Genomic DNA, 23,205 nt, shown 5'->3' with positions numbered 1-23,205 from the left:
ATGACTCGGCACCCAGATCTACCGGAAGGATTCGGAGGGGGAATCAGGAGGATCCTGCCATCCCAGGATGGCATCATCCGGACGGCCAATGGGCTTCCCGATGTCAGGTACCACCTGCAGGCATGTTCCGATGACCTTCCCACCAGAAGGCAGGCCGAAGAGGCCGTGCTGGGAGGATGCCGCTTCGTCGTCCTCGCGCTGGACGTCATCCGGCGCAGGCGCGATCTGTCGAGGCTGGAGGGGCTCGCCACCCAGGAATGCCTGGAACGCCTCGCCGCGATGGCCGAGCTGTGCGTCGACAATCCGAATACGACGCTGGGCCTCATGGCCGCCAGCCGGATCTATGCCCCGGTCTCGCCCCGGCTGGTCAACGGAATGGTGCTGACCTCGACCAAGGTGGACATGGCCATCCATGTATGCACCGGCGCGCTGGAACGATGGGTAAGCCTGGTGTTCACGAGAGTCCATTCGAAATGGATCTGTACGCTGGCGGACATCGGGTAAGCCAGCGGGCTGGCGAAGCTATATAGTTGGTCGTATGCTTCGCGAATACGGTTTACAGCCCATTTATTCGACCACCGATGACGACACCGTGTATTCCCTGTTGTCGCGCCGCGCCCTGGATGATCCGGGGGACCTGATTGCGCAGTATCAGGACGACCTGCGCATGTGGAACGACGTGACCGCGGGAGAGATGCTCGCCGAGGTGCGCAGCGTCGCGAAAGGCCTGATGGCCCTTGGCGCGAAGCAGGGAAGCATGGTTGTCATCTATTCCGCAACGTGCTATGAGTGGGGGGTCATCGACTTCGCATGCGCCGCCATCGGGGCCGTATCGGTGCCGATCTATGAAACGGATTCGGAACGGCAGGCCGGGGCGATCATCCGGGAGGTGAACCCGGTCATCGCCTTCGGCGGCGACGAAGAGCATGTTCAGGTGCTTGAACGCATCGCGCAGCAGGACGACGAGTTCCGCTACGTGTTCAATTTCCGCAACGGCGCACTGGAAGCCCTGATCAATTTCGGCGAATCGGTCGATGACGACGCCCTCGACGAGGCGATTGCGAGGGTGAAGGCCGACGATCTGCTTACCATCGTCTACACCTCCGGATCCACGGGGCGTCCGAAAGGCGCGATGCTGTCGAACCGCAACTTCACCCACATCGTGCTCAACGGCTACGAGGTGCTGCCGGAAATGCTCTACGAGCCCAACCGGCTGCTGCTGTTCCTGCCGCTGGCCCACTGCTTTGCCCGCTACATCCAGTACGTCGCCATCGGCGGCCATGGCGTAGTGGGCTACGTGCCGGGGGCGCAGCACCTGCTTGCCGACCTGCGCAGCTTCAAGCCCACCTATCTGCTGGGCGTGCCGCGCGTGTTCGAGAAGGTGTACAATGCCGCCTCCCAGAAGGCCGGCGCCGGCATGAAGGGGCGCGTGTTCGCCAATGCGTTCCAGCATTTCGTCGACTGGTCGCTGATGGAGAACCGCAACGAGAAGCCGACGCGCGCCCAGCGGATGAAGCATTCCTTCTACATGGGCACCGTCGGCGCTTCGTTCCGCTCGGCGCTGGGCCCGAACCTCAAGTACCTGGCATGCGGCGGGGCGCCGATCAACCCCGACCTCGTGCATTTCTTCAATGGACAGGATGGCCTGGTCTTCATCCAGGGCTACGGCATGACCGAAACGGCGGCCCCGATGGTCGTCAACTGGCAGGACGCCAACCGCGCAGGGTCGGTAGGCCGGCCGGGGCCGGGGATGAGCGTCAGCACCGCCGAGGACGGGGAGATCCTGGTCAAGGGCCCGAATGTCTTCCTGGGGTATTTCAAGAACCCGCAGCTGACGGCCGAAGTGCTGGAGCCGAGCGGGTGGCTGCATACCGGCGACCTCGGGACCATCGACAATGAAGGCTTCCTGTACATCACCGGACGCAAGAAGGACCTCATCATCACGGCGGGCGGCAAGAACGTCACCCCGGCGCCGCTCGAGGGCGTCATCGGCAGCTGCCCGATCGTGGCTCATGCCGTCGTCGTAGGCGACAACAAGCCGTTCATCGGCGCGCTGGTGACGCTCGACGAGGAGATGACGCGCTCCTGGATGGCCCAGCAAGGGCTCGATCCGGAACTGTCGATGGAGGACATCGCCAATTCCGACGGCGCGCACGCCCTGGTCCAGCAATACGTCGACAAGGCCAACAGCGACGTCTCCCGCGCCGAATCGGTGCGCAAGTTCGTCATACTGCCGCACGATTTCAGCCTTGACGAGGGAACGCTGACCGCATCGATGAAGGTCGTGCGGCCGAAGGTGCTTGAACGCTACGCCGAGCTGATCGAAGGGGAGATCTACGCGCCCAAGCCCAGCAACAAGCCGGTGCCGGTCAGCGTGCAGATCCTCGACAAGACGGCCGAATCGGTCAAGCAGGCTTCCGAAAGCATGAGCCATGCGCTGGAGAGCGTGCAGGAGCGCATGAAGCGCCATGAGGATGTCGGGGACGGCGTAGAATCTGGTGCTGGAAACCAGCAAGACCCACAGGAAGCCAAGGAGGAATAGCCAAAGTGGCCATCCGAGATATTCGTTTCGTCCCCGATCCGGTGCTGCGCACCCCCTGCGAACCCGTTCGCGAAATCACGCCGGCCGTACGCCGGCTCGTGCAGGACCTGCTCGAAACGGTGGACGACCCTGGCCGTGCGGGGCTGTCGGCCAACCAGATCGGAGTCAATCTGCGCGTATTCTCCTATAACGTGGACGGCAAGCTTGGCTATGTCATCAATCCGGTGCTTGAGGAAACCGACGGCGAACAGTACGGCGAAGAAGGCTGCCTGTCCGTGCCTGGCCTGTGGTACAAGACACGCCGGGCCGACTATGCCCGCGTCCGGGGCATCGACCTCGACGGCAACGAGGTCGTCGTCGAGGGCCGGGGCGTCATGGGCCGCATGCTGCAGCATGAAACGGACCATCTTGACGGCCATGTGTACCTCGACCGCCTGGAAAAGGAAGAGCGCCGCGCGGCCATGAAATACATGCGCGAGCATTCGCGCTGACCCGTTGCCTGCGTATCGGCGTCGTGGTATCATGTCGCTTTGTGTGCCATCAGGCAACGGGTGCAGTCGCAGCATCCGGCGCCAACCCATTATCGTCAACCGGCACGCAACCAATTCGCGCCATGTCCGCGACGCCCTGTGTCGGTCGGCTGCCCAGCAGTTGCACGCAGGAACGCATGGCCAGGCAATAACCGACAATGAAAGGTAGTCATACCATGGCTCAGATCACCATGAGCGACATGCTGAAGGCAGGCCTGCACTTCGGCCACCAGACCCGCCGCTGGAACCCGAAGATGAAGCAGTACATCCTCACCCAGCGCAACGGCATCCACATCATCGACCTGTTCAAGACGCTGGACATGATCGACACCGCCTACGACTTCATCAAGACGACCGTGGCTCACAACGGCACCGTCCTGTTCGTCGGCACCAAGAAGCAGGCCCAGGAAGCGATCGCCACCCAGGCCACCCGCGTGAACATGCCGTATGTTTCCGAACGCTGGCTCGGTGGCATGCTGACCAACTTCGGCACCGTTTCCAAGCGCGTCAACCGCCTCAAGGAACTTGAGGAAATGGACTTCACCGACGTGCACGGCAGCGGCCTGACCAAGAAGGAGCTGCTGCTCCTCGAGCGCGAGAAGGACAAGCTGGAGCGCCAGCTTGGCGGCATCCGCAACATGAGCCGCACGCCCTCCGCGATGTTCGTCGTCGACATCAACAAGGAAGCCCTGGCCGTTTCCGAAGCCCACAAGCTCGGCATCCCGGTCGTGGCCCTGGTCGACACCAACACCGATCCGGAATCCGTGGAATACCCGATCCCTGCCAACGATGACGCCATCCGCGGCATCGAGCTGCTCACCAGCCTGATGGCCGACGCCGTTGCCGACGGCCTGCTCGAGCGCTCGGGCAAGGGCGCCAAGGCCGACGGCGAACAGCCGATGGCCGCCTGGGAGAAGGAACTGCTGACGGAAGGCGCCGAAGCCGAAGCCGCCGTGGCCCAGACCGAAGCGGAAGTCGCTCAGGCCGAAGCCGAAGTGGCCGCCGAAGAGGCCTGATGCCGTATGGCGTCCCGCGCCTGTGCGGGACGCCGACGACCCAACCATTCCTTTTCTTTTTCTGAGGAGATATCAATGGCAGCAATTACCGCAGCTTTGATCAAGCAGGTGCGCGAGGAGACCGGCGCCGGCATGATGGACGTCAAGAAGGCGCTCACCGAGGCCGACGGCGACGTCGCACGCGCCAAGGAAATCATCCGCGCCAAGGGCATCCAGGCCGCTGGCAAGCGCGAAGGCCGCAAGGCCCAGGAAGGCACCATCGCCTCCACCGTCGTCTCCGACGGCGGCAACGCCACCGGCTACGCCGTGGAGCTCAATTCCGAGACCGACTTCGTCGCCAAGACCCCGAAGTTCGTCGAATTCGCCGATACGGTCCTCGCCGACGCCGTCAAGGCCGAAGCCAACACCGTCGACGAAGTCCTGGCCGCTGCCGCCGCCAACGGCGAGAGCGTCAAGGAAGAGGTCGAGGAAGCCGCCGCCCTGTTCGGCGAGCATGTCAAGGTCGGCCAGTACGCCAAGATTTCCGGCCCGCACGTCGAAATCTATGCCCACAAGAAGTCCGCTGAGATGCCGCCGAGCATCGTGGCGATGATCGCCACCGACGAAGCCGGCGCCGCCGTGGCCCACGAGGCCGCCCTGCAGATTTCCGCGATGGGCGCCAAGTGGCTTACCCGCGAGGACGTTCCGGAAGAGATCGTCGAATCCGAGCGCCGCGTGGCCACCGAGAAGTCGCTGGCCGAAGGCAAGCCGGAAAAGATCGTCCCGAAGATCGTCGAAGGCCGCCTCAACGCGTTCTACAAGGAGAACGTGCTGCTCGAGCAGGCCTACGTGAAGGATCCGTCCAAGACGATCGGCGACCTGTTCAAGGACGCCGGCGGCAACGCCATCGCCTTCGCCCGCGTCGAAGTGGGCAAGGGCGAGGAGTGATCCCGACCCTTTTGCGCCGATAGGCGCGAACCAAGATTGCAACAACGCCGGCGGCCGCCTTTCCTTCACATCGTGCAGGGAGGCGGCCGCCGGCGTTGCGCGCCCTGTCGAAACAAACGGCTACGGTTGTTCCAGATTAATCGTTACCTTACGGCGATTGCAAGGCCAGAAAGGCGGGACATGACCAGCGAACAGACGATTGACAAGCCGCGCAGGGTGCTGCTCAAGCTTTCCGGAGAAGCGTTCGGAGGGGGCGCGGTCGGCGTCGATCCGCAGGTGGTGCGCCGCATTGCCGGCGAAATCGTGCCGGCGGTGGAGCAGGGCGTGCAGGTCGCCATCGTGACCGGCGGCGGCAACTTCTTCCGCGGCGCCGAGCTTCAGCAGGCCGGCATCGACCGCTCCCGTGGCGACTACATGGGCATGCTCGGCACCGTCATGAACTGCCTTGCCCTGCAGGATTTTCTCGAGCAGGCCGGCCAGGCCACCCGCGTGCAGACGGCCATCACGATGGGCCAGGTCGCCGAACCGTACATTCCGCTCAAGGCCATCCGACACCTGGAAAAGGGCCGCGTGGTGATTTTCGGCGCCGGCGCCGGCATGCCCTATTTCTCCACCGATACCGTTTCCATCCAGCGTTCGCTGGAAATCCATTGCGACGAAGTGCTGATGGGTAAGAACGGCGTCGATGGCGTCTACACTTCCGATCCGCGCAAGGATCCGCAGGCCAAGCGTTTCGCGACGCTTGCCTACGACCGCGCGCTGGTCGACAACCTCGCCGTCATGGATGCGTCCGCCATGGCGATGGCACGCGACAATGACCAGTCCATCCGCGTCTTCGGCCTGGAAGGGGAGGGCAACGTTACGCGTGCGCTGCTCGGCGAAGGCATCGGTACACTGGTATCCAACGGGGAATCCGAGCTGGCCTAGGCGCAGGCGCCAGCTAGCTTCACCCCGCCATTTGAATCAAGGAGTAGAATATGGCAAATCCGGTAGACAACGCCAAGGAACAGATGGCCAAGTCGGTCGAGTCGACGAAGGAAAACTTCGCGGGCATCCGCACGGGCCGTGCCAACCCTGCGCTGCTCAACGGCATCACCGTTGAATATTACGGCGCCCCGACCCCGCTGAAGGCGGTGGCCACCATCGGCGTTCCCGAACCGCGCACGCTGTCGATCACCCCGTTCGACCCGTCGCAGGCCAATGCCGTGGAAAAGGCGCTGAGGGATTCCGACCTGGGCGCGTCCCCGCGCCGTGACGGCAACGTCATCCACCTGACGATGCCGGAACTGACCGAGGAACGCCGCAAGGAATACGTCAAGCTCGCCAAGGGCAAGGCGGAGGACGGCAAGGTCGCCGTGCGCAATATCCGCCGCAAGGCGAAGGAAGCCATCGACAAGGCCGTCAAGGCCGGCGAAATGGGCGAAGACGAAGGCGAACGCCTGCTCAAGGACCTGGACAAGGCCACCAAGGCCACGACCGATGAACTGGATGCGATGCTCGAGGCAAAGCAGAAGGAGATCATGGAGGTCTGACGGCCTGGAGGCCCCGGATGCCCGCGCGCCAAGCGCCGCCGGAATCCGGGGCCTCCATGCGTCCCGTACCATCGCCAACCTACGTACAAGGAACTATGATGCCGAGCCAACAGCGCAAACAGGCCAACGAAGCGAAGCTTAACGAAATCAACCGCAAGACCGGCCGCAACATGCCGCAGGCAATCGGCACGGCAGCGCTGCTGATCGCCATTATCCTGGCGTGCCTGCTTATCAGCAAGGACGCCTTCGCCGTCCTTGTCATCATCTTCATGGTGCTTGCCATATGGGAACTGCGCGTAGACCTTGCCGTCATCGGTTTCAGGATTCCCGTGGCCACGCTCTGGGCATGCTCGGCGGTGACGCTGGCGGCGTCCTTCTATTGCCCCGACCACATGGCGGCGATGGGTGCCTGCGCCATCGGCTCCCTGGTGCTCGTCGCATGCGCCGCCACGTTGCAGATGCGGTTCAACGGGGGCGCCGAGAGGGCCGCGGACCGCAAGACGCTGCAGAACGGCCAGCGGGCGGCCGACGTGGAGCGTCCGGTGCGGCCTGCCATGACGCAAGTCGCCGTGGCGATGTTCACGGTGCTCTACATCGCCGTGCTCGGTTCGGCAATCCTGGTGTCGCTGACCTTCAACGACCATTACGTGTCGCATGCCATCGTCGTCGTGTTCCTGCCGGCGCTGAGCGACACGGGGGGCCTGGTATTCGGCGCATGGTGCGGCAAGCACAAGCTCAGCCCGCGCATCTCCCCGAAGAAGTCCGTCGAGGGGCTCCTCGGCTCGATCCTGTTCGCCATGGCGGGCGCGTTCATCGTGTTCGCCTGCACCTACGAGGCATCCCTGTGGGCGACCCGGTGGTGGGTGCCCGTCATCGAAGGCATCCTGATCGGCATCGTTGGCACGTTCGGCGACCTGTGCGCCTCGATGCTCAAGCGCGATATCGGCATCAAGGACATGGGCCATCTGCTCAAGGGCCATGGCGGGGTGCTCGACCGCATCGATTCGATCCTGATGTGCGCCCCCTTCGTGTGCGCGTTGCTGTGGATGACGGGCATGTGACATGGAAGGGGCTGCAACAGGCATGCGAGAACCGGAAACCGGCATTACCGAAGGCGGTACGCAGGGCGCGTTCCGCGACGTGCTTTCCAAGGACCATGCGCGTCGCGGCAAGCCGCCGGCGCATTTCGCCGACATGACGCCGGAGGAGCGCATCGAACGCGCATCTGGCCTGGGGCTGGCCAAATTCAGGGTCAACCAGCTGGCCAGGCATTATTATGGCCATTTCGATACCGACGTCCAGAACTTCACCGATATGCCGGCCGATGCCCGTGCCGCCGCGGCCGAAGCGTTCTTCCCGACGCTGATCATGCAGGAGGCCCGGCAGGTGGCGGACGGCGGAACAACGGTCAAAACGCTCTGGAACCTCTTCGACGGCTCGAAGATCGAGTCGGTGCTGATGCGCTATCCGAACCGTACGACGCTGTGCATCTCCAGCCAGGTGGGATGCGGCATGGGATGTCCGTTCTGCGCTACCGGCCAGCTGGGGCTGACCCGCAACATGTCGGCCGGCGAAATCGTCGAACAGGTGCGGGTGGCGGCGCGCATGATGCGCGATGGCGAAGTCGCCGGAGGCCCCGGACGGCTGAGCAATATCGTGTTCATGGGCATGGGCGAGCCGATGGGCAACTACAATGCCGTCCTGCGCTCCATCCGCCAGATTTCCTCGATGCCGCCGGACGGCTTCGGCATTTCCGCCAGGAACATCACCGTTTCGACCGTCGGCGTCGTGCCGGGCATCCGCAAACTGGCAGCCGAAGGGTTGCCGGTACGGCTCGCCGTTTCGCTGCATGCGCCCAGCGACGAGCTGCGCAACGAACTGGTGCCGATGAACCGTCGGTTCGACACGACCCAGGTGCTGGACGCCGCCCACGACTACTTCCTTGCATCCAAACGCCGCGTCTCCATCGAATACGCCTTGATGCGCGGCATCAACGACCAGGCGGAACATGCAAGGCTGCTGGCCAAGCGGATCAACCACTACGGGGATAACTGGGCCCATGTCAACCCCATTCCGCTCAACCCGATCGAGGGGTCGCGCTGGACCGCATCGAAGCCCGAGGACGAGCAGCGCTTCCTGGAGATTCTCCATGGCGCCGGCATTACCGCCACGCTGCGCGATACCCGCGGGCAGGATATTGATGGCGCATGCGGGCAGCTGGCCGCGAAGACCCGCGCCCAGCGCAAGCAGCAGCAGTAGGAGGGCCGGGCTGCGCCTTTCAAGAGGCGCTGCAGGGGCGCATTGCGCCGCTTTGCACCCTCCGGACGCTACGATGCTATTGAAGGCACCCCGTACCTAAAGAAAGAGGAGAACCGATGTCGCTCGCCGTACGAGTCATCCCCTGCCTGGACGTGGACGCAGGCCGCGTAGTCAAGGGAGTCCATTTCGAGAACCTGCGCGATGCCGGCGATCCCGTCGAACTCGCCGCTGAATACTATCGGCAGGGCGCCGATGAGCTGACGTTCCTCGACGTCACCGCTTCCAGTTCGCACCGCCAGACGATGATCGACGTCGTGCGCCGCACCGCCGAGCAGATCTTCATTCCGCTGACCGTTGGCGGGGGAGTGCGCACGCCGGAAGACGTCGACTCGCTGCTGCGCTGCGGGGCCGACAAGGTGGGCGTCAATACGGCGGCCATCAATGACCCGACGCTGATTTCGCGCATTGCCGAGCGTTTCGGCAGCCAGGTGCTCGTGCTGTCGGTGGATGCGCGCCGCGAGCGTGGGGAGCGGCACACCCAGTCTGGCTTCGAGGTCACGACGATGGGCGGCCGCAAGTCGACCGGCATCGACGCCCTGTGGTGGGTCAAGCGAGCCGAGGATTTGGGAGCGGGGGAGATCCTGCTCAATTCGATGGACGCCGACGGCACGCAGGAAGGGTTCGATCTGGAGATGATCGAAGCGGTGCGCAACGAAGTCTCCATTCCCATCATCGCTTCCGGCGGCGCTGGCAAGGCCGAGGATTTCCCTCCCGCCATCGCGGCCGGGGCGGACGCAGTCCTCGCGGCGTCGATCTTCCATTACGGGAAGGTCACCATAGGCGAAGTCAAGGACGCCATCCGGGCGGCCGGCTACGAAGTGCGGTGAAGCGATGTCCGATACCAATGAACAGGAAGCTGCCGGCACGCCCGGCTATGACAATTCGACCCGGCTCGATCCGCGGATAGCCGCGCGGCTCAAGCACGACGGCAAGGGGCTGGTAGCCGCCGTCATCCAGCAATACGACACCCGCGAAGTGTTGATGGTGGGCTATATGGACGATGAAGCGGTCAGGCGCACGCTGACCACCGGACGCGTGACGTTCTGGTCCCGGTCCCGTCAGGAGTACTGGCGCAAGGGAGACACGTCCGGGCATGCCCAGTTCGTCAAGTCGTTCTCCCTCGACTGCGACGGGGATGCCATCCTGGTCGAAGTGGACCAGGTGGGCGCCGCATGCCATACAGGCAAGCGCTCGTGCTTCGAGGAAGGAGGGCGTTTGCCGGTCGTGGTGGGCAATCGGCCCGAAGGCGTGACGGACCATCTGGACATTGCCGGCGATGCCGGGGAAGGAGTGCAAGCGCAATGAGCAGCGCCACGACCAATTGCAGCGTCGAGCATCTGGACTGGGGGGGCACCTGGCCGAGCCGCGAGGAATTCCATGAGCTGGCCGAGCAGGGATACCGCGTCATCCCGACGGTGCGTCGCCTGCTTGCCGATTCGCTGACGCCGGTCGGTTTCTATGAGCGCCTTGCTGGCGGCCGTTCCGGCACCTTCATCCTCGAATCGGCGGAATACGGCGGCTCGTGGAGCCGCTATAGCTTCATCGGCGTCGATTCGATGGCCCAGCTGCGCGCAAAGAACGGCCAGGCTGACTGGATGGGCGACGTACCGGCCGGCGTGCCGACTAGCGGCGACGTCATCGACGTCGCCCGCGAAACGCTGAACGTGCTCAAGGCGCCACACGTCGACGGGCTGCCGAACATGACTTCCGGCCTGGTCGGATCCATCGGATGGGACGCCATCCGCCACTGGGAGCCGACCTTGCGGGCGAGCGCCCCCGACGAGACGGGCCAGCCGGAGCTGGCTCTGGCGCTGGCTACCGATATCGCCGTCGTCGACCACGTTTCCGGCTCCGTGTGGCTCATTGCCAACGCCGTCAACGTCGACGACAAGCCGACGCGCGAGGATTTCGCCTACGAAGACGCCATCAGGCGCCTGGATGACATGCAGCGGCGCGCCGCCACCCCCGTCGAAGGGGAGGCGCGGGTCAACGTGCTCGACCGCTCCGTCGCCCAGCCCGAGCTGCGGTTCCGTACCGCGAAAGCCGTATACGAGGAGGCGGTGGAACAGTCGCGCCGGCATATCATCGACGGCGACGTGTTCCAGGTCGTCATCTCGCAGCGGCTCGACATCGACTCGCCTGCCGAGCCTTTCGACGTCTACCGGGTGCTGCGCACGCTCAATCCGAGCCCGTACATGTACTTCATGGCGCTGACGGACGCCGAAGGGCGCGATTTCAACGTCATCGGCTCTTCCCCGGAAACGCTCATCAAGGTGGACAACGGCCATGCGATGACGTTCCCCATCGCCGGCTCGCGCCCAAGGGGCGCCACCGTCGAGGAGGACGAGGCGCTGGCCGCCGAACTGCTGGCGGACCCCAAGGAGAACAGCGAACACGTCATGCTGGTCGACCTGTCGCGCAACGACCTGTCGCGCGTATGCGTGCCCGAATCCGTCGAGGTCGTGTCCTTCAAGGACATCAAGCGGTTCAGCCATATCATGCATATCTGCTCGACGGTCACCGGCCGCATCGATCCGGAACTGACCACGTTCGACGTCTTCACGTCGGCGTTCCCGGCCGGCACGCTGTCGGGGGCGCCCAAGCCGCGCGCCGTCGAGATCATCGACGAGCTCGAACCGGCCGACCGCGGCATCTACGGCGGCACCGTCGGCTATTTCGACTTCTCGGGCAACATGGACATGGCCATCGCCATTCGCACGGCGTTCATCCGCGACCATGAGGCGAGCGTGCAGGCCGGCGCCGGACTCGTCCTCGATTCGGTGCCCGCGACGGAATGGCAGGAAACGCGCAACAAGGCCGAAGCCAGCGTGGAAGCCATACAGATCGCATCCCAGCTGCGCAACGCGCGGTAGCCGCATCCACTCCGCAACACGATGGCCCTTGTTCCGTACCTGCGCAGGTACGGAACAAGGGCCATCGTGGATTAGGTGCTTCGCATAGGGCGTATCGTCCGCTGGCTTCCTTAACGCAGATTGCTCTGCTTCCAGCGGTCGAGCTCACTGAACAGCTTTTCGCGTTCATCATCGTCGACGAACGATGCCGCTATCGAATTGCCGGCGAGCTGCGCCAGGTCCTCCAGCGACAGCCCGCAGCGGTCGGCGAGCGCCTCGTAGTTCTTCGCGATATAGCCGCCGAAATACGCCGGGTCGTCCGAGTTGACGGTGACGACCAGCCTGTTGGCGATGAAATCGGGAATCGGCAGGTCGGCGACGTCTTCGACGACATGCAGTTTCAGGTTCGACAGCGGGCAGCAGGTGAGCGCAATGCCCTGGGCTGCCAGCATCTCGATGACTGCGGGGTCGTCGGCGGCGTGGATGCCATGGTCGATGCGTTCGGCATGAAGCGTTTCCACGGCTTCGACGACGTAGGAAGCCGGCCCCTCTTCGCCGGCATGCGCCACGCGGTGCCACCCCAGCTCCCCGGCACGCGCGAAGGCATCGGCGAACAGCGAGGGGGGATTGCCGACCTCGGCTGAATCAAGCCCGAGGGCGAGGATGTCGCCGGCATAGGGGGCCGCCTGCTCGACCAGCTCGTTGGCCTGCGCGACGGGCAGGTCGCGCAGAATGGACATGATCAGCCGCGTCGTGATGCCATAGCGTTCATGGCCTTCCCTGGCGCCGGAGAGCAGCCCCTCGAGCACCGTGGAAAACGCAATGCCGTTGCCCATGTGGACCTGCGGGTCGAAGAACGGTTCGGCGTGGCGCACGCCGTCCTCATGGGCGCGCTTGAGATAGGCGAGCATGAGGTCATGGAAGTCCTGCGCCGTTTTCAGCACGCCCATCAGCTGGTAGTACAGATCCAGGAAGGACTGCAGGTCCTGGAAACGATACTGCTCGCGCAGCTCCTCCAGCGTCGTCCAGGGCAGCTCGACGCCATTGCGGCGTGCAAGCTCGAGCGCCAGCTCGGGTTCCAGCGTCCCCTCGATGTGCACGTGCAGTTCCGTTTTCGGCATCGAACGGATCGACTCGATGGTTGCCTTGTTGTCCATGCTTGGTTCCTTTCCCCATGACGGTGGCATGTTCGTCTTCTTCCGAGTCTACCGCCGCAACGAAAAAGGCCTTGCCGCTCCCCAAAGCGGCAAGGCCATGAATGCCATAGCGCAGTGTCAGTTGCAGCCGCAGCCGCCCTTTTCCGCGCAGCGGTTCGCCGCTTCGTCGGCCTTGTCCTCATCCTCGGCAATGCGGGCGGCCTCGCGGTCTTCGCGGCGTTCCTCGCGGAAGCCCTTGTCCTCGTCGTGGTATTCGCCCGTCGTATGGGTGGCGGTACCGGCCTTGGCGAAGTCGGCGGCCTCCTTGCCCATTTCCTTGGCGAGGCGCTCTTCGCGGTGTTCCGCACGGTCTTCGGCGCGCTCTTCCTTATGAGCCTGATGGCGCGCTTCGAGATCGTCGATGTGTTCTTCCAGTCCAGCCATGTCATGTCCTTTCGTGAATGGAATCGGGCCGTTGCCCTTCCTCCGTGGCGTTGGTTCCATTCCAGCACGCCGGACGCCTGTTCGCCGCCGTTTTTCCGTAGGGGGTATATTCAGGGATTTTTCAGGTGAATGTGGCTAGGGGGAATGACGGCAGGATTGACCACTATGAGGGAAGCGCACGTCGCAACGCACGGTGGTTCAGGTACAGTGATGGTGTTTGCAGCCCGTCCGGGCAGCATGCGGCGCGCCAGTGTGCGGCGCGTCCTACCCCAGAAGGAGGAACCGGTGACGGTATTGGATGAATTGGTGGCGGGGGCGCGTGAAGACGCGCAGTCCCGCGAGCGCGAAACCAGCCTGGAACAGCTCAAGGAGATGGCTTCCCATGCTCCTGCTGCGCTGGATGCCAGGCGATGGCTTAAGCGTTCCGATTCAGTGCCCGTCATCGCGGAAATCAAGCGCGCATCCCCCTCGAAGGGCTTTCTCGGCGACATCGACGATCCGGCCGCGTTGGCGAAGGAATATGCCGAGGGAGGCGCCAGCGCCATTTCGGTGCTTACCGAAGGGCGCCGTTTCCTCGGATCCCTGGACGACCTCGATGCGGTGCGCGCCGCGGTCGATATCCCGGTGCTGCGCAAGGACTTCATCGTCACCGACTACCAGGTGTGGGAAGCGAGGGCCCATGGAGCCGATCTCGTGCTGCTGATCGTGGCGGCGCTCGACGATGGCGAGCTCAAGCGGCTGCTCGGCCTCGTCCATGAACTCGGCATGACCGCCATCGTCGAAGCCCATACCAGCGAGGAAATCGACAGGGCCGTGGCGGCGGGCGCAGGCGTCATCGGCATCAATGCGCGTAACCTGAAGGACCTGCGCGTGGACGTGGAAACCTATGCGCAATTGGCGCAGCGGCTTCCCGAAGGCGTCATCAAGGTGGCCGAATCGGGAATCTTCGGCAGCGTGGAAACCGAACGGTACGCCCGCGCGGGCGCCGACGCCGTTCTCGTCGGCGAAGGCGTCGCCACCGCGCCGGACCACCGTCTCGCCGTACAGCGGATTGCACAGGCAGGAGCGAAAGTGAAGGAATCGGAACGTACTCCGTTAAGCGAACATGAAGGGCCGTATTTCGGCGAATTCGGCGGCCGATACGTGCCGGAAGCGCTCATTACGGCGCTTGACGAGCTCGAACGCGTCTATAACGAAGCCAAGGTAGATCCGGCGTTCCAGGCCGAGCTCAAGCGGCTCAACCAGCAGTATGTCGGACGTCCGTCCCCGCTGACGGAGGCGCCGCGCTTCGCCGAACGCCTCAAGGAGAAGACCGGACTGGATGCGCGGGTCTTCCTCAAGCGCGAGGACCTCAACCATACCGGCGCCCATAAGATCAACAACGCGCTCGGGCAGGCGCTGCTGGTCAAGCGCATGGGCAAGACGCGCGTCATCGCCGAAACGGGGGCCGGCCAGCACGGCGTGGCCACGGCCACCGTCTGCGCGATGCTCGGGCTCAAGTGCCGCATCTACATGGGCCAGGTCGACGCCCGGCGCCAGGCGCTCAACGTCGCCCGCATGCGCATGCTGGGCGCCGAAGTCGTCGAGGTGACGCTGGGCGACCGCATCCTCAAGGACGCCATCAACGAAGCGCTGCGCGACTGGGTGACCAACGTCGAGGACACTCACTATCTGCTGGGTACCGTGGCCGGGCCCCATCCGTTCCCGTCCATGGTGCGCGACTTCCAGAAGATCATCGGCGAGGAAGCCAAGGAACAGCTGCAGGACTGGTACGGCATCGACCACCCCGATGCCGTCTGCGCCTGCGTCGGAGGCGGCTCCAATGCCATCGGCATCATGAACGCGTTCCTCGACGACGACCGCGTGCGCCTGTATGGGTTCGAGGCTGGCGGCAACGGCCCGGAATCGGGGCGCCACGCCATCCGCTTCGCTCCCGGCACCGGCGAACTCGGCATGTTCCAGGGCGCCAAGAGCTATCTGCTGGAAAACGAGGAAGGCCAGACGCTCGACACCTACTCGATTTCGGCGGGCCTTGACTACGCCTCGGTGGGCCCCGAGCATGCGTGGCTCAAGGACATCGGCCGCGTCGACTATTCATGGGCGACCGACGAAGAGGCCATGGAGGGGTTCAAGGACCTGTGCGAGACCGAAGGCATCATCCCCGCAATCGAAAGCTCTCATGCCGTTGCCGGCGCCTATAAGGCGGCCCGCGATCTGAAGGCAAGGGGCTACGAGCATCCGGTCATGATCGTCAACATCTCCGGGCGTGGCGACAAGGACATGAACACCGCCGGCAAGTGGTTCGGCTACCTGACCGACGACCAGGCCAAGGCGCTTGAAGCCAACGGCGCCGCCGGATCCGCAACGGCGTGAACGCATCGTTCCCATTCGCTGCATAATCGATGAACGCGCGTTTGCGGCAACGCCCGCTGCATGCCGTTGCCGCAAACGCGCACCAAGAAGAAACAGGGTGTTTGACATGACCAATGAAACCGCAACCACGCCGTCCGGCCAGCCGCTCGGCATCTCCTGCAAGCCCAGTCCGTGCCGCCAGCTCTTCGCCGAATTCAAGGCGCAGAACAAGCCGGCATTCGTCGGCTACCTGCCGTACGGCTTCCCGAACCCGCAAGTCTCGCTCACGGCATTCAAGACGCTTGTCGACAACGGCGTGGACATCGTCGAGATAGGCCTGCCGTACTCCGACCCCGTCATGGACGGGCCGGTCATCCAGGCCGCCTCGCAGATCGCGCTGGACAACGGCGAGAAGATCGCCGGCGTGTTCAAGGCCGTGGAAACGGTCGCCAATGCTGGCGGCGTACCGCTCATCATGAGCTACTGGAACCTCATCTACCATTACGGCGTCCAGCGGTTCGCCGCGGACTTCGCGAACGCCGGCGGCGCGGGCCTCATCACGCCGGACCTCATTCCGGACGAGGCGGGGGAGTGGATCGAAGCGTCCGACCGCCATGGCCTCGACCGCATCTTCCTCGTCTCGCCGGATTCCTCCGACGAACGCCTGAAGACCGTCGCCGAGAATACGCGCGGCTTCGTCTATGCCGCTTCCCGCATGGGCGTCACCGGCGAACAGGACACGCTGAGCAGCTCCCCGGAGCAGCTCGTCGCCCGCACCCGCGCCGCCGGCGCCGAGAACGTGTGCGTGGGCATCGGCGTCTCCACGCCGGAACAGGGGCGCACGGTCGGGCAGTATGCGGACGGCGTCATCGTCGGTTCCGCGCTCGTCCACACCATGCTGGACGCCAACGGCCGCGAACTGGCTGACCACGCTGCGGGCTTGGCGCTCCTCGCCGAGCGTACGGCGGCCCTGGCCGACGGCATCCACAACGCCCGGAAGTAGGCCATTAAGCAAGATTCAGCGGCCGTCCTGCCGGGAAAAGGCGTGGCGCGGCTGGGAGACGCCCGGACAGCGTATTCAGCCCGCCCGGGAACGCTTTGCCGCATTTCGTTGGAGCCCGCACGGCGACAAGTCCGTGCGGGCCCGTCGCGTATCCCTTCACGTCGATGCCGGTTCTGCGGCCATCCAGCAAGCCTGCGCAGGCGCCGGCACGCTGCCTCAAAGGTTTTACAGCGCAAAACGCAAGCGTTATCATGTCTGGTACGGGCAAACGGTCCAGCCAATGATGACTGTCTGTGGGGGTGCTTTCCTGGAACGCCGTTGAAAGGACCTACCATGAGCCGTTCTCCCTTTACCCGGCCGCTTGCCGCGCTGCTTGCCTTCGCCGTCGCCCCCTTCACGCTTGCCGGCTGCGGCGCCGGCGATGCGCAGGGACATGTCTACTACCTCAATAGCAAGCCCGAAGTCGTCGAGCAGCTCGACCAGATCGCCAGGCTCTACACCCAGAAGACGGGCGTCAAGGTCGACATCCTGACGGCCACGTCGGGCAACTACAGCACCACGCTGCGTTCCGAGCTGGGCAAGCGCAATGCGCCCACCATGTTCAACCTTCCCGGATACGACACGTTCGGCGCCTTCTACGACTACCTCGAACCCATCCAGGACACTGAAGCGTACGGCAAGCTCACCGATGTAGGCAAGCAGAATTCCTACCGCATCGGCGACAACGCCTACACGATCCCGTTCGCGGCCGAATACTACGGGATCATCGCCAACCGCGCCATCCTGCAACGGTACGCGGACGAAGACTACGCCGTCATCGGCAGCCCCGACGACATCAAGGACTATGGCACGCTCAAGCGCGTCGTCGAATCGATGGAACAGCACAAGGCCGATCTCGGCATCGACGGCGTGTTCACGACTCCAGGCCTCGAATCGTCGGACACCTACCGGTTCACGTCGCACATGTCGCGCATCCCGCTGTTCTATGAATACCGCGACCGGGACACCACCTTCAGCGATACCATCAGCGGCACGTACCTGGCCAACTACAAGGACCTCTTCGACCTCGAGCTCGCCCATAGCGCCGTGCCCGCCAGCATGGCGCCGACCAGGAACTACGAGCAGGTCACCGGCGAATTCTCCCAGGGCAAGGCCGTGTTCTACCCCAACGGCAACTGGGCCTACACCCAGATCAAGGGCAACCAGGTCAAGGACGACGACCTGATGATGCTGCCCTACTACATGGGCATCGACGGCGAAGGGCAATATGGCCCGGCAGGCATCTACGACGCTGCATGGGCGCTCAACAAGAACGCCTCCGAGAAAGACCGCAAGGCTACGCTTGACTTCATCGACTGGCTCATCACCGATCCCGAAGCCAAGAAGATGATTGCCAAGGACATGGGCTTCTCCGCGCCGTTCACCACGTTCGGCGACGACATGCAGCCCGACAACCCGCTCATCCTGCTGGCTACTGCATACAGCCAGCGCGGCGTCGCGGAATTGCGCAGCTTCACCCTTCCGGACCAGCAATGGCAGGACGACCTGACGAACGCCCTGACCGAATATGCCCAGGGCACCGGCGACTGGGCGCAGGTCCAGAGCGCCTATGTCGATGGCTGGAGCCGCGAGTGGGAGGTCAACAAGGACGTCCTGCAGGTAATGCCCGAAGCGCGGCCTTTCGACTGAAACGCGGGGCGGGGGCATATCGCTTCAATCCGCTACCATCGGAAACCATGACAACCCTTGCCTATATCCCGTCGCCCACGGTGTCCGAATTCCATCTGGGCCCCTTCACCATCCACATCTACGCGCTGACGATGCTGCTGGGCATCGTCGTGTGCGTGTGGATACTGCAGCGGCGATGGAAGAGGGTCGGGGGCACGTTCGACCAGGTGCTCGACACGACGCTGGTGGCGGTGCCCTGCGGCATCATCGGGGCGCGGCTCTACCATGTCGTCACCACTCCCGAACGCTTCTTCGGGCCCAACGGCGACTGGGTGGAGATCTTCCGCATATGGAACGGAGGCCTGGGCATCTGGGGCGCGATCCTGTTCGGGGCGCTGGGAGCCTGGTCCTGGTGCCGCCACCGCCACTATCCGATGGCGCTGCTGGCCGATGCGATCGCTCCGGGGCTGTTGGTCGCCCAGGCCATCGGCAGGCTGGGCAACTGGTTCAACCAGGAGCTCTACGGTAAGCCGACGACGCTGCCGTGGGGGCTGAAGCTCAACTCGGCGGGTAGCGCCATCGGTTCCAGCGAAACCTGCTATGACGGCGCGAGCTGCCCGACGGGCACGCTGTTCCACCCGACCTTTCTCTACGAAATGATCTGGAACTTGATCGGCGCGGCGTTGCTGGTGTGGATCGGCCGCAAGGCCGTCAACCGGCTCAAGGCCGGATCGCTGTTCGCGCTGTACGTCATGTGGTACACGGCCGGACGCACCTGGATCGAGGCGCTGCGCATCGACTTCTCCCATGAAATACTGGGGCTGCGCGTCAACGAATGGGTGTCGATTTGCGTATTCATCCTAGGCGCAGTCGCGTTCGTCATCATCCAGAAGGCTTGCCCGACCACGCAGGTGCTTTCCGAAAAGCTCAAGGCCGTCACCGAACTGGAAGAGCGCGAAGCGGAGCAGAAGGAACGCCAGCGCAAGCAGGGTGCCTAGCGCAAGGCGGCAAGCGGCACGGGCGCAGCGGCGCTCGTCGCTTGCCATCCATAGAATGTCGCTTATGAAGATTCAAATCGCACCTAGCATCCTGTCCGCTGATTTCTGCAATCTCGAACGCGATCTCAAGAAAATCGAGAATGCGGATCTCGTCCATGTGGACGTGATGGACCATCATTTCGTGCCGAACCTTACGCTGGGCGAACCGGTGGTCAAGCGCATCTGCGAAGTCACCGACCTGCCTGTCGACGTGCACCTGATGATCGACGATCCGGACCGCTGGGCTCCAGGTTTCGGAGAGCTGGGCGCCGATTCCGTGACGTTCCATATGGGCGCTACCCATGCGCCGATCCGACTGGCGCGCCAGCTGCACGACATGGGCGTCAAGGCATGCTTCGCCGTGCGTCCCGCCGAACCGGTGGAGCCGATTTTCGACATCCTCGAGGAATTCGACATGATCCTCATCATGACGGTGGAACCCGGCTTCGGCGGCCAGAAGTTCCTCGGCGACCAGATGAGCAAGGTGCGCCGCCTGCGCGACGAAATCACGCGCCGTGGCCTGACGACCGACATCCAGGTCGACGGCGGCGTCAGCCCGTCCACGGCCCCTATCGTGGCTGCAGCGGGCGCCAATGTGCTCGTGGCGGGTTCCGCCGTGTACGGCGCGGAAGACCCGGCGAAGGCCATCGACGAAATCCGCGATGCGGCCGCAGCCGCGTTCCGGGCGTAACCGCACCGGCAAGACAAGAGACCGACAAGCCCGGGATGGGCGAGGGCATGGACACCCATGCCCGCTGAAGCGTGGAGAAGCATCAACCTATGAAGACATTCGAATCCCTGTTCGCCGAACTGAACGAGAAGGCCCAGCAGCGTCCGGAAGGGTCGCTGACCGTCGAGGAGCTTGACAAGGGCACGCATTTCATCGGCAAGAAAATCGTCGAGGAGGCCAGCGAAACCTGGATCGCCGCCGAATATGAAGGCGCCGACCGGATGGCGGAGGAAATGAGCCAGCTGCTCTACCATGTGCAGGTCATGATGATCAAGCATGGCCTGACGCTCGAAGACGTCTACCGCTACCTCTGATTTTCCACAGGAACCAAGGCCCTGAGCGGCCGCTTTCCCTTTCCCAAGGAAGGAATACCGCATGCTACGCATCGCCGTCCCCAACAAGGGGATGCTTTCCGAACCGGCCTGGAACATGCTCGAAGAGGCTGGTTACAAGCTCCGCAGCAACCCCCGCCAGCTGGTCGTGCAGGACGACGTCAACGACGTCGAGCTCTTCTATCTGCGCCCCCTCGACATCGCCGTGTACGTCGGACGCGGCACCATCGACGTCGGCATCACCGGCCATGACCTGCTGCTCAATTCCGGCACGGACGCCCACGAGCACCTCGAACTGGGCTTCGGCGCTTCGACGTTCCGCTTCGCCGCCCCGCAGGATTCGTCCATCACGACGCTGCAGGACATCGACGGCAAGCGCGTCGCCACGTCCTTCGACAAGCTCGTGCACGACTACCTCGTATCGAAGGGCATCAACGCCGAGACGATCCATCTCGACGGCGCCGTCGAATCATCCGTGCAGCTGGGCGTCGCAGACCTGATCGCCGACGTCGTGTCCACCGGCACGACGCTGCGCAATGCCGGCCTGCGCATTTTCGGCGAGCCGATCGTCCATTCGGAGGCGGTGCTGATCCGCTCGCCCAGGCTCGATCCCGAAGACGAGCGCCTGACGCGCCTGAGCCGGCGCCTGCGCGGCGTCCTGACGGCCAAGCGCTATGTGCTGATGGACTTCGACATCCCGGTCAACCGCATTTCCGAGGCGGTGGACATCACGCCCGGATTCGAAAGCCCGACCATTTCGCCGCTGCACGACCGCAACTGGTCCGCCGTGCGCGTGATGGTGCCCAAGGCCCAGGTGAACCAGCTGATGGACCGCCTGTACGAAGTCGGGGCCCGCGGCATCATCGTCACCGCCATCCAGGCCTCCCGCATCTAGGCGCGATGACGGACACCATGGCCGCGCAGAAAAAATACAGTCCCGACGCCAGGGACGTCATCTTCACTGTGCCCAACCTGATCAGCGCGTTCAGGATCGTATCGATTCCGGTAATCGCGTATCTGGTGACGCAGCATATGATGATCGCGTCGCTGGTGCTCCTGGTGGTTTCGGCAGCTTCCGACGGCCTTGACGGCCTTATCGCGCGCAAGTTCAACCAGGTCAGCAAAATCGGCCAGATCCTCGACCCCATCGCGGACCGGCTGCTGATTTTCTGCAGCGTGCTTGCATTGAGCATCGGCGGCATCATCCCATGGTGGATGCTGGCGTTCGTCGCGCTGCGCGACATCACGATGGGCGTCGAGATCCTCATCCTCGCCCAGCACGACTACGGGCCGCTGCCGGTCCATTTCGTCGGCAAGGCGGGAACGGCCGTGCTGATGATCGCCATCGTCGGGCTGATGATAGCCGATATCGACGTTTCGTTGCCCGCGTTCCAGCTGCTCCATCTGGCCGCGCTGGCAGCGGCGATCTGGGGCATCGCCCTGTACTGGCTGGCGGGCGCCATCTACCTGCAGCAGGGCATCGCGCTGCTGCGCAAGGACAGGTAGGGCAATGTCCATCCGCGATGCCAGCGCGCCTGTGTTCCCGGTGTCCGAACAGGACAAGCCAGCACGCAGGCGCGCCGTCTTTTCCCGCGACGTATTCGGCCTCGAATCGCATCATGCGCAGTCGCCGGACGAAATCGGGCGCGTCAAGGCGCGCCGGCGCCGGGGCGGAGACGACTCGATGCAGCTGATCGACGATCTGACCAACCGGCCGCTGGATGTGCTGTATTCGGATTCGAGGCTGGCCAGGAAGCCGGATTCCCCGCTGGCCTACTGGGCGACGCGCATCGTCGTGTTCCTCATCTGCATCGCCGTCGGCATCAGCTCGGCGGCGTTCGTCAGGCTGCTGCAGTCCGATCCGCGCAAGGAAGTGCGGCAGACGCTCGCCTCGCAGCTGTCGGAGAACAACGCGAAGGTCAAGGACCTGGAGGGACAGGTCTCCAGGCTGGAATCGCAGGTCAAGGCCGAAAAGGACAAGAAGACCGACGACTCGGCAATCGCGTCGGTGCGCGCCGACGACATGGCTGCGGGGCTGCTCGCCGTCGAGGGGCCGGGCATTGCGCTTACGCTCGAGGAGCCGGTCGATGCGTCGGGCGCCGTCAAGAGGGTCGTCACCGATACCGACCTGCAGCAATGGGTCAACCTTGCGTGGCAGGCAGGCGCTGAAGCGGTCGCCGTCAATGGCGTGCGCATCGGCACGCAGACCTCGATCCGTACCGCGGGTTCGCAGATCCTCGTCGGCACGACGCCGATAGAGACCCCGTTCAAGATCCAGGCGATAGGGGACAAGAACGGCATGGCCGATTTCCTCGGCGAGAAGAACCTGCCGAGCCTCTATTCGTCATATGAACAGATGGGCGTGTATCCTACCATTACGAAGTCGAATTCGATGAAGCTTTCCGGAGCCAGCTCGACGACGCCGGTCTATGCGCAGAAGGGTGAATGATGGCAGCGGTCCTAGGTCTGATTATCGGCGTGGTCATCGGCGTGTTCGTGCGTCCCGATATTCCGGTGGTGCTCCAGCCGTACCTTCCGATCATGGTCGTGGCCGCGCTGGATGCGCTGCTGGGCGCCGCGCGCGCCTACTTCGAGCGCAGCTTCTCCGACAAGGTCTTCGTCATCTCGTTCTTCTCGAACGTCATCACCGCCACGCTGCTGGTCCTGCTGGGCAACCAGCTGGGCGTGGGCTCGCAGCTGTCCACCGCCGTCATCGTCGTGCTTGGCATACGGATCTTCTCGAATGTCTCGACGATCCGGCGCTTCATCTTCAAGGGCTGAGCGA

Annotated in this window: 24 protein-coding genes; 22 read left to right on the top strand and 2 right to left on the bottom strand. The window is 63.9% G+C overall.

What is annotated here, in order from left to right; all coding sequences use genetic code 11:
- The first annotated feature begins 165 nt into the window (after positions 1-165).
- The 12 genes from AC1AXT_RS00980 to trpE all read left to right on the top strand — a co-directional run bounded on the left by AC1AXT_RS00980 (position 166) and on the right by trpE (position 11,739).
- On the top strand, positions 166-504 hold the full coding sequence (locus AC1AXT_RS00980) for an Rv3235 family protein (RefSeq protein WP_476552809.1): 339 nt from the start codon (positions 166-168) through the stop codon (positions 502-504).
- A gap of 34 nt (positions 505-538) precedes the next feature.
- Positions 539-2,542 carry an AMP-dependent synthetase/ligase gene (locus AC1AXT_RS00975; RefSeq protein ID WP_476539881.1) on the top strand — a complete coding sequence of 668 codons (2,004 nt, stop codon included), beginning with the start codon at positions 539-541 and terminating at the stop codon, positions 2,540-2,542.
- A gap of 5 nt (positions 2,543-2,547) precedes the next feature.
- Positions 2,548-3,033, top strand: coding sequence for a peptide deformylase (gene def / locus AC1AXT_RS00970; protein WP_476539879.1), 486 nt, complete (start codon positions 2,548-2,550; stop codon positions 3,031-3,033).
- A gap of 215 nt (positions 3,034-3,248) precedes the next feature.
- Positions 3,249-4,088: a 30S ribosomal protein S2 gene (rpsB, locus tag AC1AXT_RS00965; protein WP_476539877.1), complete on the top strand. Its 840-nt coding sequence runs from the start codon at positions 3,249-3,251 to the stop codon at positions 4,086-4,088.
- A 75-nt stretch (positions 4,089-4,163) separates the two neighbouring features.
- The gene (tsf, locus tag AC1AXT_RS00960) at positions 4,164-5,015 is read left to right on the top strand and encodes a translation elongation factor Ts (RefSeq protein ID WP_476539875.1); all 852 of its coding nucleotides are present in this window, start codon (positions 4,164-4,166) and stop codon (positions 5,013-5,015) included.
- A gap of 180 nt (positions 5,016-5,195) precedes the next feature.
- The gene (pyrH, locus tag AC1AXT_RS00955) at positions 5,196-5,942 is read left to right on the top strand and encodes a UMP kinase (RefSeq protein WP_476539873.1); all 747 of its coding nucleotides are present in this window, start codon (positions 5,196-5,198) and stop codon (positions 5,940-5,942) included.
- 50 nt (positions 5,943-5,992) lie between these two features.
- Positions 5,993-6,547: a ribosome recycling factor gene (gene frr, locus AC1AXT_RS00950; RefSeq protein ID WP_476539871.1), complete on the top strand. Its 555-nt coding sequence runs from the start codon at positions 5,993-5,995 to the stop codon at positions 6,545-6,547.
- A 95-nt stretch (positions 6,548-6,642) separates the two neighbouring features.
- A complete protein-coding gene (locus tag AC1AXT_RS00945; RefSeq protein WP_476539870.1) occupies positions 6,643-7,608 on the top strand; it encodes a phosphatidate cytidylyltransferase in 966 nt (321 codons plus the stop codon).
- A 22-nt stretch (positions 7,609-7,630) separates the two neighbouring features.
- Positions 7,631-8,806, top strand: coding sequence for a dual-specificity RNA methyltransferase RlmN (gene rlmN / locus AC1AXT_RS00940; protein ID WP_476539868.1), 1,176 nt, complete (start codon positions 7,631-7,633; stop codon positions 8,804-8,806).
- 116 nt (positions 8,807-8,922) lie between these two features.
- Entirely contained in the window at positions 8,923-9,693 is a 771-nt protein-coding gene (hisF, locus tag AC1AXT_RS00935) for an imidazole glycerol phosphate synthase subunit HisF (RefSeq protein WP_476539866.1), read from the top strand.
- Between the two features lie 4 nt (positions 9,694-9,697).
- Positions 9,698-10,171 carry a phosphoribosyl-AMP cyclohydrolase gene (gene hisI, locus AC1AXT_RS00930; RefSeq protein WP_476539865.1) on the top strand — a complete coding sequence of 158 codons (474 nt, stop codon included), beginning with the start codon at positions 9,698-9,700 and terminating at the stop codon, positions 10,169-10,171.
- Positions 10,168-11,739, top strand: a complete 1,572-nt coding sequence (gene trpE, locus AC1AXT_RS00925) for an anthranilate synthase component I (RefSeq protein ID WP_476539863.1) — start codon at positions 10,168-10,170, stop codon at positions 11,737-11,739. The genes hisI and trpE overlap by 4 nt, the downstream gene beginning before the upstream one ends.
- 110 nt (positions 11,740-11,849) lie before the next feature.
- Here trpE and AC1AXT_RS00920 read toward each other — a convergent pair whose 3' ends face one another.
- Entirely contained in the window at positions 11,850-12,875 is a 1,026-nt protein-coding gene (locus AC1AXT_RS00920; protein ID WP_476539861.1) for an adenosine deaminase, read from the bottom strand.
- Positions 12,876-12,992: 117 nt separating this feature from the next.
- A complete protein-coding gene (locus AC1AXT_RS00915) occupies positions 12,993-13,298 on the bottom strand; it encodes a hypothetical protein (RefSeq protein ID WP_476539859.1) in 306 nt (101 codons plus the stop codon).
- Between the two features lie 285 nt (positions 13,299-13,583).
- Here AC1AXT_RS00915 and AC1AXT_RS00910 point away from each other — a divergent pair, with 285 nt between their 5' ends.
- The 10 genes from AC1AXT_RS00910 (at position 13,584) to AC1AXT_RS00865 (ending at position 23,201) form a co-directional block, all read left to right on the top strand.
- Entirely contained in the window at positions 13,584-15,671 is a 2,088-nt protein-coding gene (locus AC1AXT_RS00910; RefSeq protein ID WP_476539857.1) for a bifunctional indole-3-glycerol phosphate synthase/tryptophan synthase subunit beta, read from the top strand.
- Positions 15,672-15,777: 106 nt separating this feature from the next.
- A complete protein-coding gene (gene trpA, locus AC1AXT_RS00905) occupies positions 15,778-16,653 on the top strand; it encodes a tryptophan synthase subunit alpha (RefSeq protein WP_476539855.1) in 876 nt (291 codons plus the stop codon).
- Positions 16,654-16,986: 333 nt separating this feature from the next.
- The gene (locus AC1AXT_RS00900; protein ID WP_476539854.1) at positions 16,987-18,342 is read left to right on the top strand and encodes an ABC transporter substrate-binding protein; all 1,356 of its coding nucleotides are present in this window, start codon (positions 16,987-16,989) and stop codon (positions 18,340-18,342) included.
- A gap of 47 nt (positions 18,343-18,389) precedes the next feature.
- Positions 18,390-19,319, top strand: a complete 930-nt coding sequence (lgt, locus tag AC1AXT_RS00895; RefSeq protein WP_476539852.1) for a prolipoprotein diacylglyceryl transferase — start codon at positions 18,390-18,392, stop codon at positions 19,317-19,319.
- 64 nt (positions 19,320-19,383) lie between these two features.
- Entirely contained in the window at positions 19,384-20,049 is a 666-nt protein-coding gene (gene rpe / locus AC1AXT_RS00890) for a ribulose-phosphate 3-epimerase (RefSeq protein ID WP_476539850.1), read from the top strand.
- An 89-nt stretch (positions 20,050-20,138) separates the two neighbouring features.
- Positions 20,139-20,402 carry a phosphoribosyl-ATP diphosphatase gene (locus tag AC1AXT_RS00885; RefSeq protein ID WP_476539848.1) on the top strand — a complete coding sequence of 88 codons (264 nt, stop codon included), beginning with the start codon at positions 20,139-20,141 and terminating at the stop codon, positions 20,400-20,402.
- A 61-nt stretch (positions 20,403-20,463) separates the two neighbouring features.
- Entirely contained in the window at positions 20,464-21,315 is an 852-nt protein-coding gene (gene hisG / locus AC1AXT_RS00880) for an ATP phosphoribosyltransferase (RefSeq protein WP_476539846.1), read from the top strand.
- A gap of 5 nt (positions 21,316-21,320) precedes the next feature.
- Complete coding sequence (locus tag AC1AXT_RS00875) at positions 21,321-21,926, top strand: CDP-alcohol phosphatidyltransferase family protein (RefSeq protein ID WP_476539844.1); 606 nt, start codon at positions 21,321-21,323, stop codon at positions 21,924-21,926.
- 4 nt (positions 21,927-21,930) lie between these two features.
- On the top strand, positions 21,931-22,869 hold the full coding sequence (locus AC1AXT_RS00870; RefSeq protein ID WP_476539842.1) for a DUF881 domain-containing protein: 939 nt from the start codon (positions 21,931-21,933) through the stop codon (positions 22,867-22,869).
- Positions 22,869-23,201 carry a small basic family protein gene (locus AC1AXT_RS00865; RefSeq protein WP_476540499.1) on the top strand — a complete coding sequence of 111 codons (333 nt, stop codon included), beginning with the start codon at positions 22,869-22,871 and terminating at the stop codon, positions 23,199-23,201. The genes AC1AXT_RS00870 and AC1AXT_RS00865 overlap by 1 nt, the downstream gene beginning before the upstream one ends.
- Positions 23,202-23,205: the final 4 nt, after the last annotated feature.

This window comes from Bifidobacterium sp. LH_450, from assembly GCF_056356715.1.
This window is presented reverse-complemented; position numbering and strand designations above follow the sequence as displayed.